This is a genomic window from Dictyobacter aurantiacus (genome assembly GCF_003967515.1).
GTDB classification, from domain to species: domain Bacteria; phylum Chloroflexota; class Ktedonobacteria; order Ktedonobacterales; family Ktedonobacteraceae; genus Dictyobacter; species Dictyobacter aurantiacus.
In genome coordinates, this window is the sequence record NZ_BIFQ01000002.1 from 2719085 (window position 1) to 2742323 (window position 23239).

Annotated in this window: 22 protein-coding genes and 2 pseudogenes; 19 read left to right on the top strand and 5 right to left on the bottom strand. The window is 54.3% G+C overall.

What is annotated here, in order from left to right; genetic code table 11:
* The first annotated feature begins 51 nt into the window (after positions 1–51).
* From KTT_RS35835 to KTT_RS35870, 8 genes are all read left to right on the top strand, one after another.
* A complete protein-coding gene (locus KTT_RS35835; protein WP_126599264.1) occupies positions 52–240 on the top strand; it encodes a hypothetical protein in 189 nt (62 codons plus the stop codon).
* Positions 241–321: 81 nt separating this feature from the next.
* Positions 322–696, top strand: coding sequence for a type 1 glutamine amidotransferase family protein (locus KTT_RS35840; RefSeq protein WP_126599266.1), 375 nt, complete (start codon positions 322–324; stop codon positions 694–696).
* A 38-nt stretch (positions 697–734) separates the two neighbouring features.
* On the top strand, positions 735–1604 hold the full coding sequence (locus tag KTT_RS35845) for an alpha/beta fold hydrolase (protein WP_126599268.1): 870 nt from the start codon (positions 735–737) through the stop codon (positions 1602–1604).
* Positions 1605–1955: 351 nt separating this feature from the next.
* On the top strand, positions 1956–2525 hold the full coding sequence (locus tag KTT_RS35850) for a carboxymuconolactone decarboxylase family protein (protein ID WP_126599270.1): 570 nt from the start codon (positions 1956–1958) through the stop codon (positions 2523–2525).
* 103 nt (positions 2526–2628) lie between these two features.
* Entirely contained in the window at positions 2629–3231 is a 603-nt protein-coding gene (locus KTT_RS35855) for a carboxymuconolactone decarboxylase family protein (protein WP_126599272.1), read from the top strand.
* 130 nt (positions 3232–3361) lie between these two features.
* Positions 3362–4345, top strand: a complete 984-nt coding sequence (locus KTT_RS35860; RefSeq protein ID WP_126599274.1) for a hypothetical protein — start codon at positions 3362–3364, stop codon at positions 4343–4345.
* 188 nt (positions 4346–4533) lie between these two features.
* Positions 4534–5328, top strand: coding sequence for an alpha/beta fold hydrolase (locus KTT_RS35865; RefSeq protein ID WP_126599276.1), 795 nt, complete (start codon positions 4534–4536; stop codon positions 5326–5328).
* A 184-nt stretch (positions 5329–5512) separates the two neighbouring features.
* Positions 5513–5806 (top strand): hypothetical protein, encoded by a 294-nt coding sequence (locus KTT_RS35870; RefSeq protein WP_174844798.1) that lies wholly within the window; start codon positions 5513–5515, stop codon positions 5804–5806.
* Between the two features lie 283 nt (positions 5807–6089).
* Here the strand turns inward: KTT_RS35870 and KTT_RS35875 are convergent, their stop codons facing one another.
* Positions 6090–6407, bottom strand: a complete 318-nt coding sequence (locus KTT_RS35875; protein ID WP_126599278.1) for a hypothetical protein — start codon at positions 6405–6407, stop codon at positions 6090–6092.
* Positions 6408–6647: 240 nt separating this feature from the next.
* Here KTT_RS35875 and KTT_RS35880 point away from each other — a divergent pair, with 240 nt between their 5' ends.
* On the top strand, positions 6648–7853 hold the full coding sequence (locus tag KTT_RS35880) for a cytochrome P450 (RefSeq protein ID WP_126599280.1): 1206 nt from the start codon (positions 6648–6650) through the stop codon (positions 7851–7853).
* A gap of 18 nt (positions 7854–7871) precedes the next feature.
* Positions 7872–8660: an alpha/beta fold hydrolase gene (locus KTT_RS35885; RefSeq protein WP_126599282.1), complete on the top strand. Its 789-nt coding sequence runs from the start codon at positions 7872–7874 to the stop codon at positions 8658–8660.
* A gap of 400 nt (positions 8661–9060) precedes the next feature.
* On the opposite strand, the gene KTT_RS35890 is transcribed toward KTT_RS35885, so the two are convergent.
* Positions 9061–9552, bottom strand: coding sequence for an RNA-guided endonuclease InsQ/TnpB family protein (locus KTT_RS35890; RefSeq protein WP_126599284.1), 492 nt, complete (start codon positions 9550–9552; stop codon positions 9061–9063).
* Here KTT_RS35890 and KTT_RS35895 point away from each other — a divergent pair.
* From KTT_RS35895 to KTT_RS35920, 6 genes are all read left to right on the top strand, one after another.
* A complete protein-coding gene (locus KTT_RS35895) occupies positions 9520–10320 on the top strand; it encodes an IS6 family transposase (protein ID WP_371864887.1) in 801 nt (266 codons plus the stop codon). The genes KTT_RS35890 and KTT_RS35895 overlap by 33 nt on opposite strands.
* A 513-nt stretch (positions 10321–10833) precedes the next feature.
* On the top strand, positions 10834–13386 hold the full coding sequence (locus KTT_RS35900; protein WP_160146111.1) for a DUF8189 domain-containing protein: 2553 nt from the start codon (positions 10834–10836) through the stop codon (positions 13384–13386).
* Positions 13387–13388: 2 nt separating this feature from the next.
* Entirely contained in the window at positions 13389–14960 is a 1572-nt protein-coding gene (locus KTT_RS35905) for an RHS repeat-associated core domain-containing protein (RefSeq protein WP_160146112.1), read from the top strand.
* A gap of 1 nt (position 14961) precedes the next feature.
* Positions 14962–15267: an RHS repeat-associated core domain-containing protein gene (locus tag KTT_RS35910; RefSeq protein ID WP_126599290.1), complete on the top strand. Its 306-nt coding sequence runs from the start codon at positions 14962–14964 to the stop codon at positions 15265–15267.
* 639 nt (positions 15268–15906) lie between these two features.
* The gene (locus tag KTT_RS35915) at positions 15907–16095 is read left to right on the top strand and encodes a hypothetical protein (RefSeq protein WP_126599292.1); all 189 of its coding nucleotides are present in this window, start codon (positions 15907–15909) and stop codon (positions 16093–16095) included.
* Positions 16096–16809: 714 nt separating this feature from the next.
* Positions 16810–18339 (top strand): TnsB C-terminal domain-containing protein, encoded by a 1530-nt coding sequence (locus KTT_RS35920; RefSeq protein ID WP_268904540.1) that lies wholly within the window; start codon positions 16810–16812, stop codon positions 18337–18339.
* Between the two features lie 60 nt (positions 18340–18399).
* Here the strand turns inward: KTT_RS35920 and KTT_RS35925 are convergent, their stop codons facing one another.
* Positions 18400–19683 carry a hypothetical protein gene (locus tag KTT_RS35925; RefSeq protein ID WP_126594039.1) on the bottom strand — a complete coding sequence of 428 codons (1284 nt, stop codon included), beginning with the start codon at positions 19681–19683 and terminating at the stop codon, positions 18400–18402.
* 140 nt (positions 19684–19823) lie between these two features.
* Here KTT_RS35925 and KTT_RS35930 point away from each other — a divergent pair, with 140 nt between their 5' ends.
* Both KTT_RS35930 and KTT_RS35935 read left to right on the top strand, forming a co-directional pair.
* Positions 19824–20651: an AAA family ATPase gene (locus tag KTT_RS35930; protein WP_160145540.1), complete on the top strand. Its 828-nt coding sequence runs from the start codon at positions 19824–19826 to the stop codon at positions 20649–20651.
* A 348-nt stretch (positions 20652–20999) separates the two neighbouring features.
* Positions 21000–22334, top strand: coding sequence for a protelomerase family protein (locus KTT_RS35935; RefSeq protein ID WP_371864905.1), 1335 nt, complete (start codon positions 21000–21002; stop codon positions 22332–22334).
* On the opposite strand, the pseudogene KTT_RS37905 reads toward KTT_RS35935, so the two are convergent.
* Positions 22312–22413: pseudogene (locus KTT_RS37905) on the bottom strand (hypothetical protein); the annotation flags it as partial. The gene KTT_RS35935 and the pseudogene KTT_RS37905 sit on opposite strands and share 23 nt — an antisense overlap.
* A gap of 95 nt (positions 22414–22508) precedes the next feature.
* Here KTT_RS37905 and KTT_RS37345 point away from each other — a divergent pair.
* Entirely contained in the window at positions 22509–22676 is a 168-nt protein-coding gene (locus tag KTT_RS37345) for a hypothetical protein (protein ID WP_235845536.1), read from the top strand.
* A gap of 95 nt (positions 22677–22771) precedes the next feature.
* On the opposite strand, the pseudogene KTT_RS37910 reads toward KTT_RS37345, so the two are convergent.
* Positions 22772–22897 (bottom strand): annotated as a pseudogene (locus tag KTT_RS37910) (IS3 family transposase); the annotation flags it as partial.
* Positions 22898–23239 lie beyond the last annotated feature (342 nt).

The window sequence follows — 23239 nt, forward strand, 5'->3', positions numbered from 1 at the left end:
TCCTGCCAGATTCCCGAGGTCATGCGTTTTGTCCAAAGATAAAGAATATCGATGAATAACGCGCACTGCATCCTCCGTCCAGATGTACTGTTCTTCCACATCAATGCCGTCCTGCAGGATGATGTGAATGAACCGATGTACGTTGAGCAGTCACTCCTGCAGATGTTCACACAAAATGGCCAGATCCGTCCGCTTCCTGGCTTGATCGACCATTGGTGTTCCCTGCGCCGGTGGCTATAGTATCAACAAGTGGTTGATTGATCCTGGTCCAACCATCCAAGCATGGAAAGAGATCCGCAAGTGCAAAGGAGAATGAGAGCCATGCCGGTCTTCGACTCGTTTCTGACGACTATCCAGCAAGCGGGCGAGTTGGAGACGCGGGAGCGGCGCGTGCTTTTCCTGATGCTGCCGCAGATCAACCTGCTGGACCTGGCGGGACCAGCACAGGTTTTTGACGCCGCAGCGCGGCTGGGCATGCCCTACAGGCTGATCTTCTGTGCCCATCGACAGGAGGTGTGCAGTGCACAAGGATTGGTCTTTGCCCATCTCCAGCCGCTCGAACCCGTCCAGCCAGGCGATCTGATGATCGTGCCTGGTCTGCAGCTCAACAGCGAGGAGAGCAGGAGCGGGCTCTGGGAACCGGCGATCATCCACTGGCTACGCAACGCCGCTAGCGCGGCGTTGGTTTTCGGATAAGATCTTCATCAGAAATTCAAAGTCTAGAAAGGAACAAAATGATGACACCACTTCCAGCTCAGCTAGAGCCTCTTTTTACCCATCAAACAGCACAGGTCAATGGGGTCCGTTTGCATTATGTGATTGGCGGTCAAGGATTTCCGGTGCTGCTGCTCCACGGCTGGCCTCAGACCTGGTACGCATGGAGAAAAATCATGCCTGCACTCGCCGAGAAATATACGGTGATCGCGCCCGATTCACGTGGGATGGGCGATTCGGAACGAACGGAAAGCGGCTATGATGCCTCCACGCTGGCTGAGGACGTTTTCTCGCTGGTGCGCTCTCTGGGTTTTGAGCACATTTTCCTCATCAGTCATGACCTGGGCGTCTCAGCCGCCTATGCCTATGCCGCACGATACCGGGAGGCCGTGCAGCGTCTCGTGATTCTGGATGCTCCCCTCGAAGGTTTTGGGCGCGAAGAGTATGCCGCCAAAAACAGTGTCTGGCACTATGGCTTGTTCCAGGCTCCCAGGAGCCTGGCGGAATCCCTTGTCGAGGGACGTGAGCACATCCTGCTGCAGTGGTTCTTCGCCCGCGCGAGAAATTCGGCTGCCTTCACGCAAGAGGATATTGCTGAGTACGTTCGTTGCTACTCTGGTCGAGATGCCTTACGAGCCGGATTTGAGTATTATCGCTCGTTCTCAACCAATGCACAGCAATTTAGAGCATACAGCAAAGAAAAGTTACGCATCCCGGTTTTAGCGCTGGGAGGCGAATATAGCGGTGCAGGCTGGCCTTTCTATAGTTTCGCTCAACTCGCCGAAAACGTCTCCGGCGGCATCATCCCCGAGTGTGGCCATTATATTGCGGAGGAACAACCAGAAGAACTGCTCCAACGCCTCAATACATTTTTCTCTGAACAAGAGTAGCAGGCCTCTTCTCTAGAAGCCGGTATAACCTACCATCGGCATCTATCTTGCACGAAAGGCAGCTGTTTTGATGAAATGAGGCTGGAGGTGTCTGCAAAACTCCTCCAATCTCTCCAAAATGCTGTTCTTCCAATTCGAGGTAATGCCGCACAGTATCCAATCAAAGGTGAATTGACTCATCTTAGATCTAGGTGCTTTGCCTCACCAGTAATCTGAAGACTCCCTCGTCGAAAGAACGAGGGGTTCTGAGTGGTGCTTCCACGCTTCCAGCCGACCCTGCCGAAACAGGAAGGCTGGCTCTTGTGTGGCTTCACTCAGACTTTGAGGTTTTTCAAGAAAGGAAACAGACAGATGACTGAAACGTCTGATTTCGGAACGTTTGGTCGCTATAAGGAACTCTCCCTGGAGGAGATGACCCCTGAGCAAAAAAGGGCGTATGAGTTCACCGTGAAAGCACGCGGGCAAGTGCCCGGGCCGTACAAGATCTGGCTACAAAACCCGAAACTGATCGATGTCATGGTGCCTCTGGGGGCCTACTACCAGGGGGGCTCATCGCTCTCTAAAGCGGAGATCGAGATTGCCACGAACCTGATAAATGCCCGGTGGTTAGCGGCGTACTCGAACTACGAACACGAATGGATCGCCGAACAGCTCGGTGGTCTGCCAGCGGAGAAGGTCGAGGCGTTGATTGCTGGACTGCCCACGTCGTTTGAGGACCCCCGGCAGCAGGTCGTCTATGAAATCACGTCCGCGCTGATCGCGCCACGCGTGGTCCCCACCGGCCTCTATCGACGTGCGGTTTCCCTGCTAGGAGATGCGGGCCTGACGGATTTAACCGTTCTCATCGGGTACTTTACCAGCGTCTCGCTGACGCTGCGGGCGTACGACGTTCCCTCCAATGCCATTGGTTTAGAGCGTTGATGCCTCCTTTTTTCCCAGGCTGCTAGCGTGGCTAGCAGGATTGCTAGAATATGCATACATTTCAAGATCACGTGTTTTGATCACTGCGAGAGGAGAAGGTACGATGTCTCACCAACCTGAAAGAATGGGCGGTCGTCTGCCCCTGCTCAATCCAACGGCGATGTCGGAGGCACAAAAAGAGGTATATGATCGCCTCAATAAGACCATGATTCAATGGGCCGACCGCGCTCAATTTCAGAGCAAGACCGATGATGGAAGACTGATTGGTCCGTTCAACCCGGGGCTGTACAGCCCTGGCATTGGCACGGCCTTTTTGGATTTACACGATGCTGAAGAGAAGTATACGTCGCTCAGCGAGCGAGTTCGCCAGGTGGTGATTCTTGCCGTCGGGGCTGTGTGGGAGTCGGACTACGAGTTGTACGCTCATGCAGCAGCGGCACGCCAGGCTGGTCTTTCTGAGGACGCCATCCGAACGCTTACGACTGGTGGGCTCCCGGATGATCTGAGTGAGCAGGAGAAGATCGCTCAACAGTACGCACGGAACCTTTCTGCTGAGCATCGTGTGAATGCGGCTCTGTACAGCGCTGCCGAGCAAGCTTTTGGCAAGCAAGGAGTCGTCGATCTCACGTATCTCGTCGGGATCTACCACATCACCTGTGCGCTGTTAAACGCCTTTGACATTCCTGCGCCTTCCGAACAGTTCTAAACGAAGTATTCATAAGCGTGCCACGGGCTTGAGATGAGAGCCAGGATCCCATCAACCGGAGGCACTTCCAACCTTTCTAGTAGAGTAAAGTCTGTGCACAGGCTTTGGAACCATATTCAAGGAGAATATCATGGTATCTGACACTATACCACAAGTGAAGCTGACCACGATCGCCGAGTTTCCCCAGGGATTCATGCTGGAGAACATCGCCGTACGGAGTGACAACTCGATGCTCGTCACCGTTCCGAGTCACCGTGAACTCTGGTTTATTCCTTCACCCGCTACGGCCATCCCGGTTGAACCCCTGAAACTGTCTACCTTTGCCACACTCCCAACCGGCATTGTCGAGACAGAGCCCGACGTCTTCTACATTTCGACGGGCAAGTTTTACAACACGGACGAAGCGTTTCTGGAGCGACTGGATCTGCGCGGCTGGACGCCCGGCATGGCGGTGCAGCTGGAGCAGGTGTTGCAATTCCCTAAGAACGTGCGTGGCCTCAATGGCAGTTGCCTCCTCGCGCCCAACGTCATTCTGCTGGCGGACTCGTTCGCCGGTCTGATCTGGAGAGTCGATCTGCCCAGCGATGGTGGAACTCCAGTCGCACGTGTCTGGTTGCAGCATGAGAGCATGGGATACTATCGGGGTCAGATGAAGCCTGAGCAGCCTGGCATCAACGGCATCCGCTACGCAGCGAAGTTGGGCTATATCTACTACACGGCGACCGCCAAGAAGCTGTTCATGCGCGTGCGGGTCAACCCTGAGACGCTGGAGGCGATCGGCGAGCCGGAGCATGTTTCGGTGGGACGCATGGCGGACGACTTCTGGATCGACGAAGAGGCCGGAGTTGCCTATCTGACCACGCACCGGGAAAACACTCTCGACCGCGTTTCGCTGGAGCCGTCCAAAAACGACGCACGCATCATCATTGCAGGTGAGCCGTTCAATACAGAACTGGTGGGACCCACCAGCGGCGCGTGGGGTCGGCAGGTCGGTGAGACTGGCCACATCGCCTATTTCGCCACCGATGGCGGCACCGTCTCGCCGCCGGCCGACGGAGTGCGCCGTTCGGCAAAGGTGCTGCGTATAGAGGTGCCGCAGGTTCTGCAGCAGTAACGCCATGAGAAGTGTGCTACGACTCTAGTTGCCTGTCAACGTTGATGCGACAGGCAGGGGTGCAGGGGATGCAATCCCCTGACTGGGTTCCAGGGCTGTGCCCTGGCTCTTCTCCCCTCTCGCCCGCGTAGCGGGTGCAACCTTTTCAATGGAGTCTGACAGACTACTAGATTCAATGGAGGAAATAGATGATACAAAAGAAACGGAGCGAATGTATCCGGGGAATCGACGTGACGCTTGAAGTTCTTGTCGACGGCAGTGGTCCCGCCCTGGTTGTGCTGCCATCCTATGGGCGTGGAAGTGGAGAGGACTTCGATGCCTTCGCACAGATGGTGAGCGCGGCTGGCTTCACCGTTCTGCGTCCGCAACCGCGCGGCATCGGAGGTTCACAGGGCACGATGAGTGGATTGACCGTGCACGACCTTGCCGCCGATATCGCGCTGGTGATTCGTTCGCTTGGGTCTGGTCAGGCGATCGTGCTGGGTCACGCGTTCGGCCAGGGGGTGGCGCGTATGCTGGCGGTGGATCATCCCTCCCTTGTCCGGGGCATCATTATGGCGGCCGCGCAATGTAGTTCGGTGTCGCCCGAGATCAGCAAAACGCCACACCAGGCGTGCGACCTTAATGCACCGGTCGAAGAGCGACTTGCCGCGCTCAAGAAAGGGTTCTTCGCGCCTGGTCATGACCCCGCTGTCTGGTTACAGGGCTGGTATCCCGAGACCATGCAGATGGAGGTACACTGTGCCAGCACAGTACCGCAGGCGGAGTACTGGTCTGCTGGATCGGCCCCGATACTGGAGATCATTCCGGATTCCGATCCCTTCAAGCCGCGCGCGTACTGGGGAGAACTTCGCCAGCAACTGGGCGACCGGGTGACCACCGAAATTGTTACCGACGCCAGCCATGCGCTTTTTCCCGAACAGCCGGAGCAGGTTGCCAATGTAGTCATTGCCTGGTGTCAACGGCTGCTCACTGATGGATAGTAGGCGAAAGCAGGCGATCGGACCCCTGCTGTATCATAGAACGCAGCACACCCTCACAGTCGTTTCACATTCGACTGCAGGATTTGACGTTTAAACTAATGCAGACAAAAGGCCCCCAACCTTGCGGCGGGCGGCCTGATCAAGTAAAGTTTCGATAGTAAAACAAAGACGGAGCTTTACTTGTATGAACCTTAGCACATTGAGGCGCTTTCGTCACGAGATCTATGACTGTTGTGAGCGAGCCAAAGATGCGCTCTTTACGACCATGGATGCCCTGATCGCCCAAACTCAGGCTCGTTCGTTGTCCGAATTGTCGCAATATCCTCGCTTTGAGCGGCGCTGGTCGAGTGTCTACGAAGCCTTTGAAGATGGGCGCATTGACCGCAAGCGGTTGCAGGAGGTCTTTGTGCGCTATCTGCCGGCGCCGCGGCAGGGAAATCGGTTCTGGATTGGCATTGTAAACGCGAAAAATACATGATCACTTTTTTTGTGGTGGCCTGGGGAGAAAGAGGGAGGGGCGAAAAGGGAGGGAAAACGCGTGGGGAGAGGACAGGGGCCGATGGAGGGAGGAGAAGGAGCGCTCAAAAAGCGAAGAAAAAAGCCGGCCAAATACATATGGAATTGACTGTGCCAGCCTCCTTGTGTCATTCTTTGATCGATAGATGAGATGAAATTGTGAACACTACGTGAGAGTGGAAAAACAGCGAGCAGGTCTGGTGAACGTGCCAGACCTGCTCGCTGTTTTTCGTTGTTGGAGGCTGTTATGGCTCCAATGGTGTGCGCAGGAGGGCAGCCAACTGAGCGGTGTGGATGGTGGCACCAGGGAAAGACGTGAGCAGGTGGGCGACGATGTGCTGGAGATCGGTGTCGACGTGATCGGGGCGAGGCAAAGGCATAGCCTGCAGGCGTGTCCAGATGGCATCAGTGGAGGCGTCGTGCAGGCCGAGCAGGGCGCGTTGCTGAGCGAGCGAGAGGCCAGTGCGCTGACGATAGAGATGGAGGGCAGAGCCGAGAAAGCCAGGGGCGCTGGCGGCGAAGGTATACCAGGTTGTGAGGATGGAGGTGTCGTCGGTTATCATGATGGTCCTTTCGGTGTAACCGGAGTCTGTAAAATATTTGACAGACCCTGTCGAGCATCTATGGTGGGTGTACATCATCTGTAGCATGCAATGAGAGTCTGACTGGATTGCTACTTTCCTTCTCTCACCGAAAATTAACTTGCCCTGAGTGAATACTCTTCCTTTTGCTACACCTTATACACGCATGATATACTGATGAGATCCCAGATGAACTCATGATAGGTAGAAGAGGCAATAGAAATGTTTGACCGTGCTTTCATTGCGAACCCCTACCCGCAGTATTATGAATGGCTGAAACATGGGCGTGTGGTCTGGTCGCCGGATTTCTTTGGTGGGGCATGGGTGCTGCCTCATTACAAAGATAATACTGAACTCCTGCGTGATAGTGAGCGATTGACCACGGAGAAGGCCGGTGGCCTGGTTGCGCAGTTTCCGCCTGAGTATCATGCTGAACTACGTAGCCTGGATGAATACCTGGCCCGTTGGTTAGCCTTCATTGATCCTCCGAAGCACTTGCGTATTCGCCGCCTCTTGCAAAAGGGCTTCACTTCCGAAGTGCTCAATAGTTTTCGGCCTCGTGTACAGGAAATTGTCGATAATCTACTCGCTCAGGGTATGGTTGAGGGACGGCTCGACATGATGAGCGATTTCGCCTATTTACTGCCAGTGCGGGTTGTCTGTGCCATGTTGGGTATACCAGACAAAGATCACATGCTGTTTGTGCGTTGGATGGACGAACTTGCCATGTTTTTGGGTAACGCTTCATCGACAGTGGAGGCGGCGCGGCATGCCAAAGATGCTCTTGAGAAACTGACCACTTATTTTCGTGAGCTACTGCCAGAGAGACGTAGACACGCGGGCCGGGATTTGATTTCTCTTCTGGTGGCGGCTGAGGAAGAGGGTGATGTGCTAAGCGAGGATGAGTTGTATGCCCAGTGCGTCTTCTTTCTGTTCGCGGGACATGAAACAACCAGTAATTTGATTGGCAATGGCATGCTCTGTTTATTCCGCCATCCCGATCAACTGGCACTTTTGCGTGGCCAACCCTCGCTGGTGGTGGGTTTTATTGAAGAAACGCTGCGCTATGAGAGCCCTATGCAGTATACCTTCCGTATGGCCCGACGCGATTTTGATCTGTTCGGTCAATCTGTCAAGAAGGGACAGGTGCTCGTGTTTCTATTTGGCGCAGCTAATCGTGATCCTGATGTTTTTGAAGCGTCGAATATGTTTGATATTACGCGCAAGAAAAATGCACATCTAACCTTCGGTTACGGCTTACATCATTGTATTGGTGCCGCAACCGCACGCCTGGAGGCCGATATTGCATTCTCTACGCTGCTTCTGCGCACGCACAATATGCAATTGCTGATCGATGAGCCACAATGGCGTGACGTTTTCCGATTTCGCGGCTTACGGTCCTTACCTGTACAATTTGAAGTGAAATGAGAAGAAAGGTTGGCAACGATGGCATACATAACCACCAATGACAGTATACAGCTACATTATACCCTCAAGGGCTCGGGAACGAAAACGCTCGTACTGGTTCACGGTTGGCAGGTGAGTAGTGCTGTTTGGAATTTAGTGGCTGATGAGCTAAGCAGGAAATATCAGCTCATTATCGTTGATTTACGTGGTGCTGGTGCATCGAATGCTGCTCCTGGCCCCTATACGGTTGAACAGCATAGCGAAGACCTCTTTAACCTGGTGCAAAGCCTTGAGTTAAAGAATTTTGTGCTGGTAGGTCACTCGATGGGGGGAGCAATCGCCCAACGCTTTGCCGCAGACCACTGCGAATTGCTGGCGGGATTGATTGTGATTGCGTCCGTTCCCGCCAGTGGACTGGAACTCCCTGCTGATTTTCAAGCTTTTTTCCGCAGTGCGGCAGGCAATCGTAGTCAGACCGAGGCTCTATGGAAGGTCTTTATTGCGAATCCTCTGGCAGCAGAAACGTTTACGATGTTGCTTGACTCAAGCATGACCGTCAAACCGGAAGCTTGCCTGGAGAGTTTTGACTCCTGGCGACAACTGAATTTCGCGGATGAAGTAAAGCGTATTATGACACCAACATTGGTAATCGCGCCTGAGGCTGATAATCCTATGACACCGGACTTCTTACGCGAGAAGATCGTGGCGCTGATTCCCAATAGTCGCTTAACGGTTATTGAGAAAACTTCTCATTATGCTCAGTTAGAGCAACCACAAGAGCTCGTGAAGTTGATTACGCACTTTGTGGATGAGCTTTGTAGTTTGTAAGCTAAAAGCGGCTCATCCTTTTCCTGCTGGAGATCGACGCTGTAAAGGGAGTGATAGCAGGGGACCGAGCGTGTGTTCCCCGCGTGGTGGATGCTCACCGACTGTGACGGCCAGGTGGCAGATACATCACCGGAGCCTGGCGCGCATTGTGAAGAGCGATCGCTTGCCACAACTGGAGATTGTCGTTGTCTGTCTATCTGTCTCCCTGGTCGTTGTGTGTTTTGGTTGCCAACTCGCGGCAGTGGTGTAACCGTTGTCTAGAACTTAGACAAATGCAGACAAGTCACATTTGCTGTCTAGTTCCTGCTTCATCCAGGGAAGTTTCACTTGATATTGCTACCAAGCCAGAGCTGCCCTGTCCACAGGCATACAATCCCGTGCAACTCACGGTACTCCATGCTCAAGCTAGGTTTGCCAGATTATAGGCAGCGTTGAGATCGCGATCAATGACGAACCCACACTCATGGCAGATAAAGATACGCTCACTCAAATCTATTTCTTCTCGAACAGCCTTACAACGTGAACACGTTTTGCTCGTGGGTTCCCATCGAGAAATAACCTTCACCTGAATACCTGATTGTTGCGCTTTATAATCCATTTGGCGCCGAAATTCAAAAAAGCCAACATCGGTAATGGCTCGTGAGAGATGTCTGTTCTTGAGCATCCCTGACACATTCAAATCTTCTAATACGATCACCGCAGGACGCTCGTTTGGTGACTTGGTTTTCATCACCAATTGAGCGGTTGCTTTGTGAAGTGCATCTTTACGAATATTAGCAATATGGGCATGCAGGCGGGATGTGTTGCAAAAATAAAACTCGTCAGATATGATGGATGAAAAGATGAGAAGAGAAGTGTGATGACAACGCAAGCCCCGTTCAAATGGCGTCATTTTGAAGCCGAGATCATTTTGCTGTGCGTTCGCTGGTATCTGCGCTACCCATTGAGTTATCGAGATCTGGAGGAAATCATGCAAGAGCGGGGTCTGCGCGTCGATCATACGACGATTTACCGTTGGGTACAGCGCTACGCGCCAGAGTTGGAGAAACGCTGTCGCCCTCATCTCAAAAGGACGACCGACTCGTGGCGCGTCGATGAAACCTACCTGAAGGTCAAGGGAGTATGGATGTACCTATATCGAGCAGTGGATTCGCAGGGGAACACGCTGGAGTTCTTGCTCAGTCCCACCTGCGACGCTGAAGCAGCCAAACGCTTTTTCTACAAAACACTTGCCTCCTCTCACACGGTCTCCCCTCGTGCGATCACTGTGGACAAGAACGCTGCGTATCCCAAAGCCTTCCATGAGATGCAAGCAACTGGTGCTGTTACTGCGCCTTGTGAATTGCGGCAGCGCAAGTATCTCAACAATCTGGTCGAACAAGATCATCGTTTCATCAAACGCCTCGTCAAACCTGGGATGTTTTTTTGGTCTTTTGAGACCGCATGGAACACGTTACAGGGATACGAAGTGATGAATATGATCAGGAAAGGCCAGGTGCAAAAAGTGGACAAAGGCGATAGCCTCAGTCAAGCAGAGTTCATCGCGAGATTGTTTGGAGTGGCAGTCTACACTCAACAGAACGGGACAGTTTCGCACGCCTCCTTTGTCTCATTTCTTGCAACACAACCTGATAGCTTACGTAGCGCTACCCCGTATTAGGCATATAACTGTTGAGTTTTTTATATGTATAAATTCTCCTTTTATGAGAAAAAATTAAAATAAGATTAGAATGATTAATAATTTTCTATCTGAGGTTGACTTTTCTATCCATGCTTGTTTATACTACATAGTGTAGGTAATGCATCTAGTGGTAAAAAAACACCAGTTGTTTTTCTCTCTCAATACAATGTTTTAGTCGCATATTTTTTATTTTTTGATTTGAATGTTTCCTGAGAGGTTTATTTTTATACCTGGTCATGTAAGAGAGGATAGCGTGCCATTCACCTCTTTTATATACTACCTCTGGCCCATTCTCATCAATAGTTAAGGAGCATGACGCCCTTTCCCCCGGCCATGTAAGGATGCACTGGCTTGCTTTTGCTGTGTTTCGAAGCCACAACGGTGAACCCGCACATGCATTGTCATGTTTTCTTTGCTGTGCTTCGTTTTCACATATCATCGACATTTGTCTCTATATTTATGTACGCGCTTCTGCCGTACAGGAGGGTTTGTATGCCCAAATCACGCATGTCGCACCCGGAGGCTGAGCAGTTGCGTGCTCGCTGTGCCGCTGTGGTGCGCTTGCTCTGGCGTGGTGGCCTCTGGCTGCGCATCGCCTTAGCTGTTATCTTCACCACCCTGACTGCCCTGGCCAACCTGGCCACGCTGGCTCCTTCTGCCTATGCCGCGAGCTTGAGCAGTCTGCAGACCAACCATGCTGGTCTCGCGCAGCTGCCGGCAGAGCAGAGGGCGGTGGTTAACTCGAACCAGCCGCATCTGCTCCCCTCATCGCTGACCACCATCCACTCTGCGGATAACCGCCTGGCTGTCTTCGCCATTGGCAGCGATGCCCGCATCTACACCATCGCGCAGGTGAGCGGAACGGCGAGCAAGGGATGGAACAACCAGCAGGCCATCGGAAAGCCAGCCCCGGTCGCGCTTACAGGTACCCTGGCCGCGACACAAGATGCCGCCAAGAATGTGGTGCTGGTAGCCCTGGGGAGCGATCATCAGCTCTATAGCCTGACACAGATACAGGGGACATGGGGTGATTGGCAACTGCTTGGGAAGCCGGCCGCCGATATTGCCAGCCAGCCCGTATTAACCCTACAAAAGAACGGCGGCCTGGTCCTCTCTGTTATCGGGGTTGATCATGTCTTGTACCAAAACAAACAGAGCGCAACCGGTTCGACCTGGGGAGGCTTCACACCGATTACGCCACAAGGAACACCAGCACTGACCAGCACACCTGCGGTCACCGAGACCTCGGATGGATCCCTCGTAACCGTGGTAGTTGGAACAGACCATGCTCTCTATACCCTACGATCGGGAGCTACCAACTGGTCACAGGTTGCCGCGCCGACCGGGACTTCTTTCTCGGCTGTTCCGGTGCTGCAGTCCGATAGTCAGGGCGCCCTCACGCTACTGGTCTTGAGCGATACTGGCAAGATTTACCAGAGTACGGGAAATCTGACAACCCTGACCGCTCTTGGGCAGGCGCCCAAAGGCAGTGTCTCGCTGCAGGCTACCCTGAGCAACGATGGTACGCGCTTCCTCTTTGCGCAGGATGCGAAAGATAACGTGTTTGTCTGGCAGGGGAACGCCACCACCTGGAAGCAGCTCAATCCGACCAGCCAGAAAGTACACGGGCAGGTGACTCTGGCGTTGACGCGCGCCGGAGAGCCCGAGGTCCTGGCGCTCAATGCGCAGGATCAGATCCAGGATAGCTTCTTGCGCGTCGGATCCAGCGCCATGCATGGTGCCAGCGCGAAAATAGCAATGGCAACCAAAACGGCGACGGCACAGTCCACCACCTGGCGTCCGTTTGCCCAGTTGACGCCGGCGGTCGCCAGCACGACCAGCGCCTTAGGTCAGACCTCCTTCTATGGCTACACCAGCCATCCTATCAATAACTATGTCAAGCTACAGGTCAACGAGGGCAGCGGCAACCTGGTGCTCACCACCAACGATCTGCACATCGCGGGCACGGGTATCGATCTCTCCCTGGGGAGCATCTACAATAGCCAGAGCAACACCTGGACCACGCACGGCCAGAACTGGAGCTCGAACTTCGGCTACTCGGTGAACATTATCGATAACGCCGACGGTTCCGAGACCTATACCGATCCGACGGGCCATCCCTGGACCTTTACGCCAGGCAGTAATGGCTGGGTCTCTCCTCCCGGTATGAATGCGGACCTGGTCTGGCACGATGCGACCCAGCAGGAGACGCTCTTCTTCCACCAGAACGGGATCACCTATACCTTTACCAGCGGCTCAACCTATCTGCAGAAGATCACCGACAAGAATAATAACAGTATCACCTTCAACTACAACGCGACCGACAATCGCCTGGTCGATTCGGTGGTCGATACCCAGGGGCGCACCACCTCATTCCAGTACGAGGCCGATGGCGATGGCCAGATCACGCAGATCACCGATCCCAGCGGCCGTACCGTCACGTATGGCTACAGCGGTGCCGATCTGACCACGATCACTGACCTCAATGGGAAGGTAACCACCTTTGGCTACAATGCCAGTGAGCAGCTCACCAGCATCACCGATCCGCTGAACCACACGACCACCGTCGCCTACAATACCGGCGGGCAGGTGGCGACGATCACCGATCCCACCGCGCAGCATGGGCAGACCAGCTTTGCCTACCACGCCAGCACGGACAGCGCGTGTAGCGGCATCGTGCCCTCGGGTCAGTCGGCCCTGCCCTGTACGGTGGTCACCGATGCCAATGGGCACACGACCACGGTCGCCTACAACACGCAATTCCAGCCTGCCTACAGCAAAGATGCCCTGGGTCACATCTCATCGCAGAAGGTCGACCCTGCCACCTACAACGTTACCCAGTACGGCGATGCGCTCAATGACCTGTCCACCCTGACGTTTTCGACCGATGGCTACAATAATCTCTCGAAGAGCCAGGACCCCACGGGCGCCACCACCAGCTTTGCCTATAACACGGCTGGCACGACCCCGTACTATCCCAGTTCGTCAACTGACGCCCAGAACAACAAACGGATTATACCTATGATGGTACCGGGAATATGTTGACGGTGAACGATCATACCACCGGCAAGGGCCTGACCTATACCTATAACAGCAACGGGACGGTCAGCTCCCAGAAAGATGCCAATGGCAACACCACTACGTTCGGGTACGATAGCCATGGCAATCTGACCTCGGTTACCCCGCCGGCGCCGATGGGCAAGACGACCCTGCAGCCCGACACACTGACCAGCCGCGTCACCTGGCTGCAGGACGGCAACAGCCACAAAACCAGCTATACCTATGACAATCTGGACCGAGTACGCTCGATTACCTACGCCGATGCCTCATCGGTCAGCTACACCTACGACGACAACGGCAATATGCTGACGGAGACGGACGCCACCGGCATCACCAGCTTCCAGTATGACGAGCTCAATCGCCTGACCCAGAAGACCCTGCCAAACGCCACCAAAGTGATCTCGGGCTACGACAAGGTGGGCAACCTGACCAGCCTCAACGATGGGACGGGCACGACCACCTATAGCTATGATGCCGCCAATCGCATGACCAGCCTGAAGGATCCGGGCAGCGCGACCAGCAACTATGGCTATGACAACGCCAATCGCCGCACCTGCATCATCTATCCCAACCAGATCGGCATGCTGCTGTCCTACGATGCCGCGGGTCGCGAGACCAACAACGTCGGGGGCAAGATGAACGGGCTCACCTGTAGCAGCTCATCGCAGGTCAGTACGCCGCTGACCGGCTACAGCTATACCTACACGAACTCCCAGAATGCCCAGACGGAGCTGATGCAAACGATAACGGTTCATAGCGTCAACAACTACAGTTCTTCGGTCACGGCGACCCGGAGCTATGACAGTAAGAATCAGTTGATCGACGTGCAGAACCCGAACCAGCATTGGACGCTGAGCTACGATGCCAACGGCAACAATCTGACGCGTACCTACGCTGGTGCCTCGACCTTCGATGCCACCATGAGCTATAACGCCGACAACGAACTGACCTCGGGCAGTTCCACCGGCAGCAACAGCGGGTCGGCGACCTATAGCTATGATGGCAACGGCAACCTGACCTCGGTCACCAACGGCAGTAGCGGTTCTGGACCCTTGACCCACGCCCAGACGCACACCTACAACGCCGCCAACCAGGACATCAGCGGGAGTGGGACGGCTTCGGGCACCTCGACCAACTACACCTACGGTTACAGTGGCAGCGACCAGACCGATCGGGTCACCAACACCGGCAACACCGCTGTCTACAGTGGTCTGGGACTGAGCAGCGAAACGGTGGGGACCACAAACTACGAGTACGTGCGCTGCAGCTGCGGCCTGCTCAATAGCGAGCGCACCTCAGCCGGCAAGGTCTACTACTACCTCTTCGACGGCCAGGATTCGGTGGTGGCGATGACCGATAGCACGGGAGCCATCGTGGCCAGCTATGGCTACGACCCCTTCGGCAACTACGGCAGCAAGAGCGTGCAGAGCGGCGTATACAATCCCTGGGGTTATACGGGTGGCTACTATGATAGCAATACGGGGCTCATCAAGCTGGGCATTCGCTACTACGATGCCCATGTGGGACGTTGGACACAGGCGACGCCAAGTAGGTGGTAGTTTGCAGGAGGCGACCAAGGCCAACCCGTATGTGTATGCTGATGATGATCCGGTGAATAAGGTGGATCCGAGCGGTAAAGATGCAATTCAATGCTATCTTGAGCTTGCTAGTGTATATCTTACAGGTATTCTTGGTATAGTAGCTGGAATAGTTACTGTTCCTGAAGGCGTAGGAGTCTTTCTCGTAGTGGGAAGCTATGCCCTTGTAGTACTTGGAGGTGCAACCGTAGGAAGATCGAGTGATTGCAATGGTGTTTGGCTGCCAACTGTATCAGGTTTTGCTCAGTGGATACGAGGCGGCCCTTAATCACTACTGCGAAAAGTTATGGCATTACAATTATGGCTGCTGAGTTAGATTCCTGCTTTAGTCCTTTTTCAGCAGATATGAGTCAAATTGACTCCAAGTGTGTGTGATGGCAGAGGTTGTTTAGTATCTCAGTGCAATGTTGTTTATTAAATCAGGCCTTCTTCCAAGAAGGCCTGCCACATCCTGTAATGAATAGCCTTTGTCTAGTTTGAGCGAAAAAATCTTTTTGCAAGGTTTTTTGTAAGTATACATTTGTTGGTGATTACATGCTTTACCTTACTTTCGCAAGTACAGATTTGACTGCAATCGTTTTGAGTGTTTTACTCGCACTTTTAGGATTAGCATTTGCACTTTGTGCTTTTTTCTTGTTTTATGTCGACTATACCTCTTTGAAAAAACAAAACTTGGAAGGAAGTGGGAGAAGAAGATGGTATCAACGCTTTCAATTTATCATCTCCCTGGTAGTTCTTGGTATAGCGATATTGATACTAATACAAGTACCAATTTTTGCCGGTCTTGTTCCAAGTTCTAGAATTGACAGTTTCCTCTTTTTTCTTTTATCTGTGTGCAACTTTATCCTGTTACTCTATGGGTTATACATACGCCAAAAAGCAAAGATGAAAATTTGAGTTCCTGTCAGTGAAATTTTCCTACATCAACAGCTATAGTGACAGCGACCAGACCGATCGGGTCAGCAACAACAGCGCGATCACCGTCTACACCAGCCTGAGTCTGAGCAGCGAGCAAGCTAACAGTGGGACCACGAAGTACGTGCGTTGTAGCTGTGGCTTGCTCAACAGTGAACGCACGCCTGACGGCAAAGAGTAGGGGGTTGAGTATTAACCGTACGAAAAACCACGCTAAGCAAAAGTTGTAAATTGACGAAATAAATGACGCATGGTGAGACGAATGGGTTGTCGTAGGAAACGCTGATCCATTCCTCCTCTCGTTGCTGCTCGTGTGCCTTTGCAAGCCCTTCCCGGTGGTTCTTGCCCCCCGAAAGAACACTGGCTGTTTCGCCAACGAGTGTGAAAAAAAGACCGCCCTTTGCTGCGCGTATTGACGAGGCTTTGTTGGTCTGATTGCGTGCTTGCTTTCTCTGCTGCATGTGTTCCGTTGTGGAGGAGTCGAGTGTTTTGTGGCGCCGTGATGCTTCTCTCCTGGTTGTTTTTCCATCGCTGTCTTCCTTTCTCTGCCAGTAGGTGCTGGGCTCTGTCGGTGCGTGCCGCACGTGTGCAGACCTCGTCCAGGCAGATGAGAGCTGGGGAGAGCAGGAGATGATCTCGATCTACATCTTGGATAATATATATCTCTTTTTATAATAATTTGTATATTTACATTTTTAATATACTTTTAATAGACACTTTCTATGGTATTGCTTATAGTTCTTGGAAAGAAGCTATGAGTGTATGGTGGAGAGCGCGTGTCGTGGAGGAGGGAGGCCTCGAATGGAAGGCACTGGGGGCCCCAGAGAGCAGGCACATGGAGCAGGAGGGGATGTGGGCAGGCAGGCATGGGAGCGTTTTGTGATCATTCGTCCGCATTTATGAGGAAGGCGTGTGTCAAACGGAGATTGCCCGTGTGCATCAGCTCTCACTGCGGACGGTGCAGCGCTGGGTGCAGGCGTATCGAGAGGAAGGACTGTGGGGACTGGGAACGAAAAAGCGTGCTGATGCGGGGCAGCGGCGGGGATTGCCCAAGGAGTTGGTCTTGCTGATCGAGGGGCTGGCGTTGCAGGCGGTGCGGCGACCGCTGAGGAGTATTCATCGCATGGTGTGCCAGGTGGCTCGTGAGCAGCACTGGAAGGAGCCGAGTTATGCCCAAGTTTCACGTATCGTTGGGAGTCTTCCCAAAGATCTGGTGACCCTGGGGCAAGCGGGAGCCGAGAGGTATCGAGAGCGCTTTGATGTGGTGTATCGGCGCGAGGCGCGGCGAGCCAATGCGATCTGGCAAGCCGATCACTGCCAATTGCGCTGCTATGTGCGCAATGCGCAAGGCCGAGCGCAACTGCCGTTATTGAGCGCGATTGAGGATGATTATAGCCGCAGTATATGTGGGTATCGATTGAGTTTTGAAGCCCCCTCGTCGTCCTTGACGGCTCTGACATTGCATCAGGCGATCAATCCGAAAGAAGATGGACGTTGGCCGATGTATGGGATCCCGGAGTGTTTGTATACGGACCATGGCTCTGACTTCACGAGCAAGCATGTAGAAGCCATTGCGGTCGACCTGAAGATCGCGTTGGTTTTTTCCCAGGTTGGGCGTCCCCGTGGCCGAGGCAAGCTGGAGCGGTTTTTTCGAACGGTACGAGAGCAGGTGTTATCGACGCTGCCGGGCTATGCTCCGAAGATTGAAGGGGATCGGAGGCGGCAGCGGGAGATTGAGGCGCAAGCGCGGAGTGTGGCATGTCTGACGCTGGAAGACTTGGAGGCCATCTTTGAGCACTGGCTGTTGGACATCTATCATCAGCGCGTGCATGCCGAGACGCAGGCTACGCCCCATGCACGGTGGGTAGCTTCAGGAATCATGCCGATGCTGCCAGAGAATGAGCGGCAGGTCGAGGGGCTGTTGTTGTACCCTCGTCGTCGCAGAGTGGTGCATCAGGAGGGGATTGTGCTGCAGGGCGCCTGGTACATGCACGAGTTGCTTGCAGGCTATGTAGGCGAGGCGGTGATGATTCGCTACGATCCCAGAAATTTGGCGATGCTGTGGGTGTATGTGGGGGAGCAGGAGGAAAGCTTGTTATGTGAGGCATCGTGTGTGGAACGTGGTGGGCAAGAGGTGAGTTTGCAGGCTCTTGTGTCTGAGAGAACCAAGCGCCGCAAAGCGGTCGGCAACGCCTTACGTGAGCGCAAAGCGGTGGTGGTTCGCTATGCCTCGCCGAAGCAGCAAGCGAGGCGGGAGCTTTCGCGGGCGGCTCCGATAGTGAATGAGGTGAACGCCGGTGAGGGAGGGGCGCCCGATCAGCCAGCGGGGGATGAGAGTGGAAGTGAAGTGCGTGAGTTGAGGGATGGGGCCAAGCCTGACGGGGCCAAGCCAGCGTCGCAGATCAGGTGGTATGAAGATGAATAAGAACGAGAGAGGGTTGCAGGGGAGCCAGGGGGCTTACAGGTATAGGTTTTTTGGGGAACGTTAAGCGCTGGCCCGTTCACGAGCTCGGGCTCGGCGCTTACGCTCCTGTTTCTTCTCCCGCTTGTGTCGCTCTGAGGCGCTTGGTAGCTTTCTGGGTGGTTGCATGTCTTGCGGCCATGGCTCATCGAGCATCTGCCCCTGCAACAACGGCTCGTCATTGAGCACGGTTGCTAGCACCTGTAACCGCCCGCGTACCACACAACTCAATCGACGCACTCGCGGCTGATGGTTGGGCCTGCAGCGTTTCTTGCGCGCAATATGGCTTGCAGGCAACTCCTGCTCACTGTTTGCCGCTCGCTGCTGTTCTTCAGCGACACACCCCATGCTCACACTCATCAGTTGGGCAACTGCCATCGCCAACCACAAACGCTCCACACGCCCTGCTTGCGTCATTTTACTGTGATGCCATCCCCAGAGTCCCCGCTTGAAATCTTTGTACCCCGTTTCGACCCAGGTGCGCATGCGATACCAACACACCTCAGCCTCCTGCGGAAGCAGATCCGTCAGCACGACCCAGGGACCCTCGTAGCCTTCTTCCCAATGCACCAACACCGTCGCGTTGACCCGCGCCTGCTTGCTCGCGAAGCACTCCACACGCCCTTTCCACGATAGACCAGGTGTGGGCACCCACTGCGCGATCATCTCAAAGTCGTCTGAGCCAACTCGTCGAGCTTTACAGTTGCCGTTGATCCGTAAGAAGGGATGCCAGCCGCAGGTGCGAATCCCTTCATAGAGCCACTGGGCATAGAGTCCGCGATCAGCCATCACGATCACGAACCACTCTCCAGGCACACACCCGTGCAGATGCGCGAGTAAGCCTTCCCAATGCGGTCGCCAGGACCCTTTCTCATGCGCCCCCAACACTTTCCAGGCCACTGGAATACTACAGGAGCGAAGAACCACACAGATCGAGAGCACTGTCCAGCGTTCTCCCAGGGTGGTGGCATCAAGGGCCAGTGCCATACGGCGCGTGTGAGGTCCACAGCAGCGCACCACCCATCGCAACAGGGAAGCAAAACAGGTGGAGACCTCGATCTCCCGTCGCTTGTCACCGCATTTGTCATGTGCATCCAGATACCACTCCCGTAAACGTTGAGCTACTGCGTCCTCGGATTGACCCAGGACACACGCGAGCAGAGCACTGATCTGCGACCATCCACAAGCGCCCAGCAGCGTCATGCCAACGCTCCAGAGGACGAGCCCGTTGAGTTGCGATGAGCGAAGATGAGGAAAGGCCGTTGACACCTGGTCCGACCATTGCGATAATAAATGATGGCGATTCATGTTTTCTCCTACAAATGATGTGGAAATCGTTTTGTATTATAGCAGAAAACCATGACTCGCCAGGTTTTTTCCTCCTTCTCCAAAAACCTATACTTGAAAGGAGCCAGGGGGGACCGCCAGCCGGGCAGTCAGTGCTGCGTGTGGGAGAAGAGCACGGCTTGGAGATCCCCTTCTCCACGTTTGAGCAGACGCGGGAATATCGTCGTTTTGTGCAGGTATGTGAAGCTGCCCGTCGGTATCGGTATCTGGTGGTGTGTGTGGGAGATCGTGGGGTGGGAAAGACGTGGGCGGCGCGAGAGTATGCTCAGTGGGCAGCTTTTGAGCGGTTGTTGATGGCCCAGGGGGTGGCCTTTCCAGCGGAGTGTCCGATGCCACGAACGGCCTACTATCGCCCGAAGGCGACGTCCACGCCCAAGAGTATTGAGCAAGATCTGGCCTTGCTGCTGTGGGGCCTGCAGATGATTGCTGATCATGCGAGTGCGGTGGCGCAAGAGAGCGGGCCGATGTCAGGCATGATTCGTCCTGATGGAGTGGGTGTGGTGATGGTGGATGAAGTCGATGGCCTCTCACAGGCGGGCCTGGAGGTGCTGCGGGATGTCTTTGATCGGAGTCGCGTAGGAATGGTCTTGCTGGGCCGTTCTGGAAGTGCCGAGCGGTTGCAGAAGATGGCAGCTCTGTCATCGCGTGTGGGGGTGCTGCATGCGTTTGGGGCCCTTGGAAAACCAGAGACATGCGTTTTGCTGGAACAGCAGATTCAGCAAATGGGGTTGTCGCTCTCGGAAGGAGCAGCCGAAGCCTTTGTGCAGAAGACGGAGGGCAATTTTCAGGAGATGTACCTGGTACTCTGCCATCTGGATTATTTGCTTCTGCGTCATGGGACCTATGTGGTGACGGCTGAGGTGATAGAAGAGGCAGGAGATCGCCTGTTGACGCAAAAGAATGTGCAGCGTTTGCGCAAGAAGCGCTAGTGCGTTGTTGGCGTGGACGCGTCGTACGCAAGGATGGTGAGGAGCATGGCAAGCACGTGGTTAGAAGAGCGTTGGGAGGTGTTGCTGCCGAGGCTGGCAGCCATTGGGGTGGAGCAGGAAGAGGAGATGAAACGGATCTGTCAAGAGGAACTGGAGGTGTGGCGTCGGCGGCCAAGTTTGAAGCGAGCGATCTCGTTGCAGAAGCCGTTAAGCGAAACGCGGAACCGTATTCGGGAGGTGCTGCCACTCACGGAGGAAAATGGATGGTACAATCCCAAATCGAGTCAGAAGGAGCACCTGGCCCTCAAATACCTCAACTTTTCGACCGAGGAATGGATCCAGATGCAGATGCCCCGCGAGGAGAAGGTAGAGACGCGTCGTGAGCGTCCGCTGCCTCTTGCGCGCCCCTGGGATGTGCTGAAAAAAGTGGAGCAGTTGTTGCAAAGCCAGGCATGGCCCGAGTTGGTGGTTGGAATTGGCCTGTCTACTGGTCGAGGGATCGTTGAGATTCTGCACACGGGACATTTCACGAGGAAAAGTGCCTATAGCCTGCTTTTTGCGGCTCCAATGACCGTGTATGAAGTGCTGTGTGTGCCCTTTGAGGTGCCGACCCTGGTGCGTGTGGAGGTGGTGCTTGCGGCAGTTGATCGTGTGCGCCAGTACTTTGGGAAGCATTTTCAGGGTCTGCGACGGCGAGAAATCAGCCAGCAGTGTCGGCCCCAGATCCAGGAGGCGGCCTATAAACAGGCCTGGAGCCTGGTGCCTCTACGCCCTGAAGAGCGCAATGCCTACAAGCGCTTGGCCCATGAGGTGTATCCGCAACTGGCGGCCTGGTTATACTGCCCGACCAACGTCGACCCATTGGTCTATATGGCCACCATTGAGTATCATCGAAAGATCTTGGAAGCGACGTCTGAAGAGGAACGTCTCACTTTGGCCCTTGCTGCTGGATATCGGGAGTATGTGGTGATGGATACAAACGGTGTGGAAGACCAGCGACACGGCATTCGGCTGGGAGAGCCAGGCGTCGAAGTGCTTTCTGTATTTCAAGCAAACAAGCCAGACGAGGAGTTCCCCCCTGGCCATGTCTGGACACTGGAGGAGGTAAAGGCTGCCCTCGCGGCCGATCCGAACATGGATGATGATTGGGATGCGGAGGACCTGGAAGTCTTGCGCCTCTCGCTGTCAACGGTGATTCTCGGGAAGGATGGCACCATTGATCGGCGTCGGGGCATCAAACTGGGAGAGCCAGGTGTGAGAGTGTTAGAGGAGTTTCAACCAAGAGATGAGGAAGAAGGAGAGCGACCAGTGAAGGATGATCTGGAGACGCTTTCGCTCCCACCTCTAATGGACGAAAAGACGGCTGTGACTCGAGAGGAGGTGCAAGAGAGGAAGGAAGATGCTTCTCTCCCCCATCTTTTGGCCTGCTTTATCTATGAGGTTCAGGTCAATGTGATCGAGAATGATCCCCCAGCGGAGATTCTCGATACCCTGGCAACATTGATTGAGCATGCACCTGTGTTCGTGATGGAGCTTGTGGAAGGCCTGCGGCGCATGTCGCCGGAGGATCAGGAAGAGGACTACCCTTCTCGCCTTCCCACTTGTGTGGACGGTGACGCTGGAGAGAGGCATAAAATTCGGTCAAATTCTGCTCCGCCTCCTCAAAAGAACAGTATTCCTTAAGATACACTTCTTCCTGTTTGAGTGTTTTAAAAAAGCTTTTCGCTTTCGCATTGTCATAGGGATTGCCGACCGCCGACATGCTGATCTGCGCGCCAATGCCTTCAAGCTGCTCCACGTACGCTCGGCTGGCGTATTGCACACCTCGATCGGAATGATGGATGAGACCAGGAGCGGGTGCTGTTCGGCAAGGGCGTGCTGAAGGACACGGCGAGTGAGCTGAGTTGTCATATCCCGGGACAGGTGCCAGCCAACGCAGCGGCGGGAGTAAGCATCCAGAATACACGCCAGATCCACAAACGCATTTTGCAAACGGATGGAGGTAAAGGCGCCACCCAGGCTTGATCCGGGGCTGAAAGGAGAACATCTGCGAGCCGGTTGGGATAGACGGGAAACCCATGACACGAATCCGTGGTGATGATTACAAAACGTTTCTTCAGATGACACGACAAGGATTCTTCGCGCATCATCTGAAGCACATGCTTGTGGTTCACACCCCATCCTTGCCGATGCAATTTCCGGGTTACGCGCCGGTATCCATAGCCTGGTGTCAGCGCCGGTGTAATTACGAGCCGATTTAGAGGCGTTTTCTTTCAATGGCAGGGTGAGTTTAGCAGGCTTCTCACGTGGTATCAAGGCCGCTGCGCTTCCCCTTGACACCACGTGAGAAGCCTGCTCAGAGAATTTTTGTGCCATTGAAGCGAAAAAAATGGTTATTTCTTTCTTGTCTAAGAAAGGATTTATTTCAGCCCTAAACCGGCTCGTAATTACGTCGGCGCTAATACCTGGAAACTGCAGGATGATGTGCTCAATCCTATCTCGCAGCGCAATGGCTTCCGGATCCGTATCTAGCTGGCCCAAACGCTCGTAGTACCAACTGCGATTCACTTCGAGCAGATCACACAGCC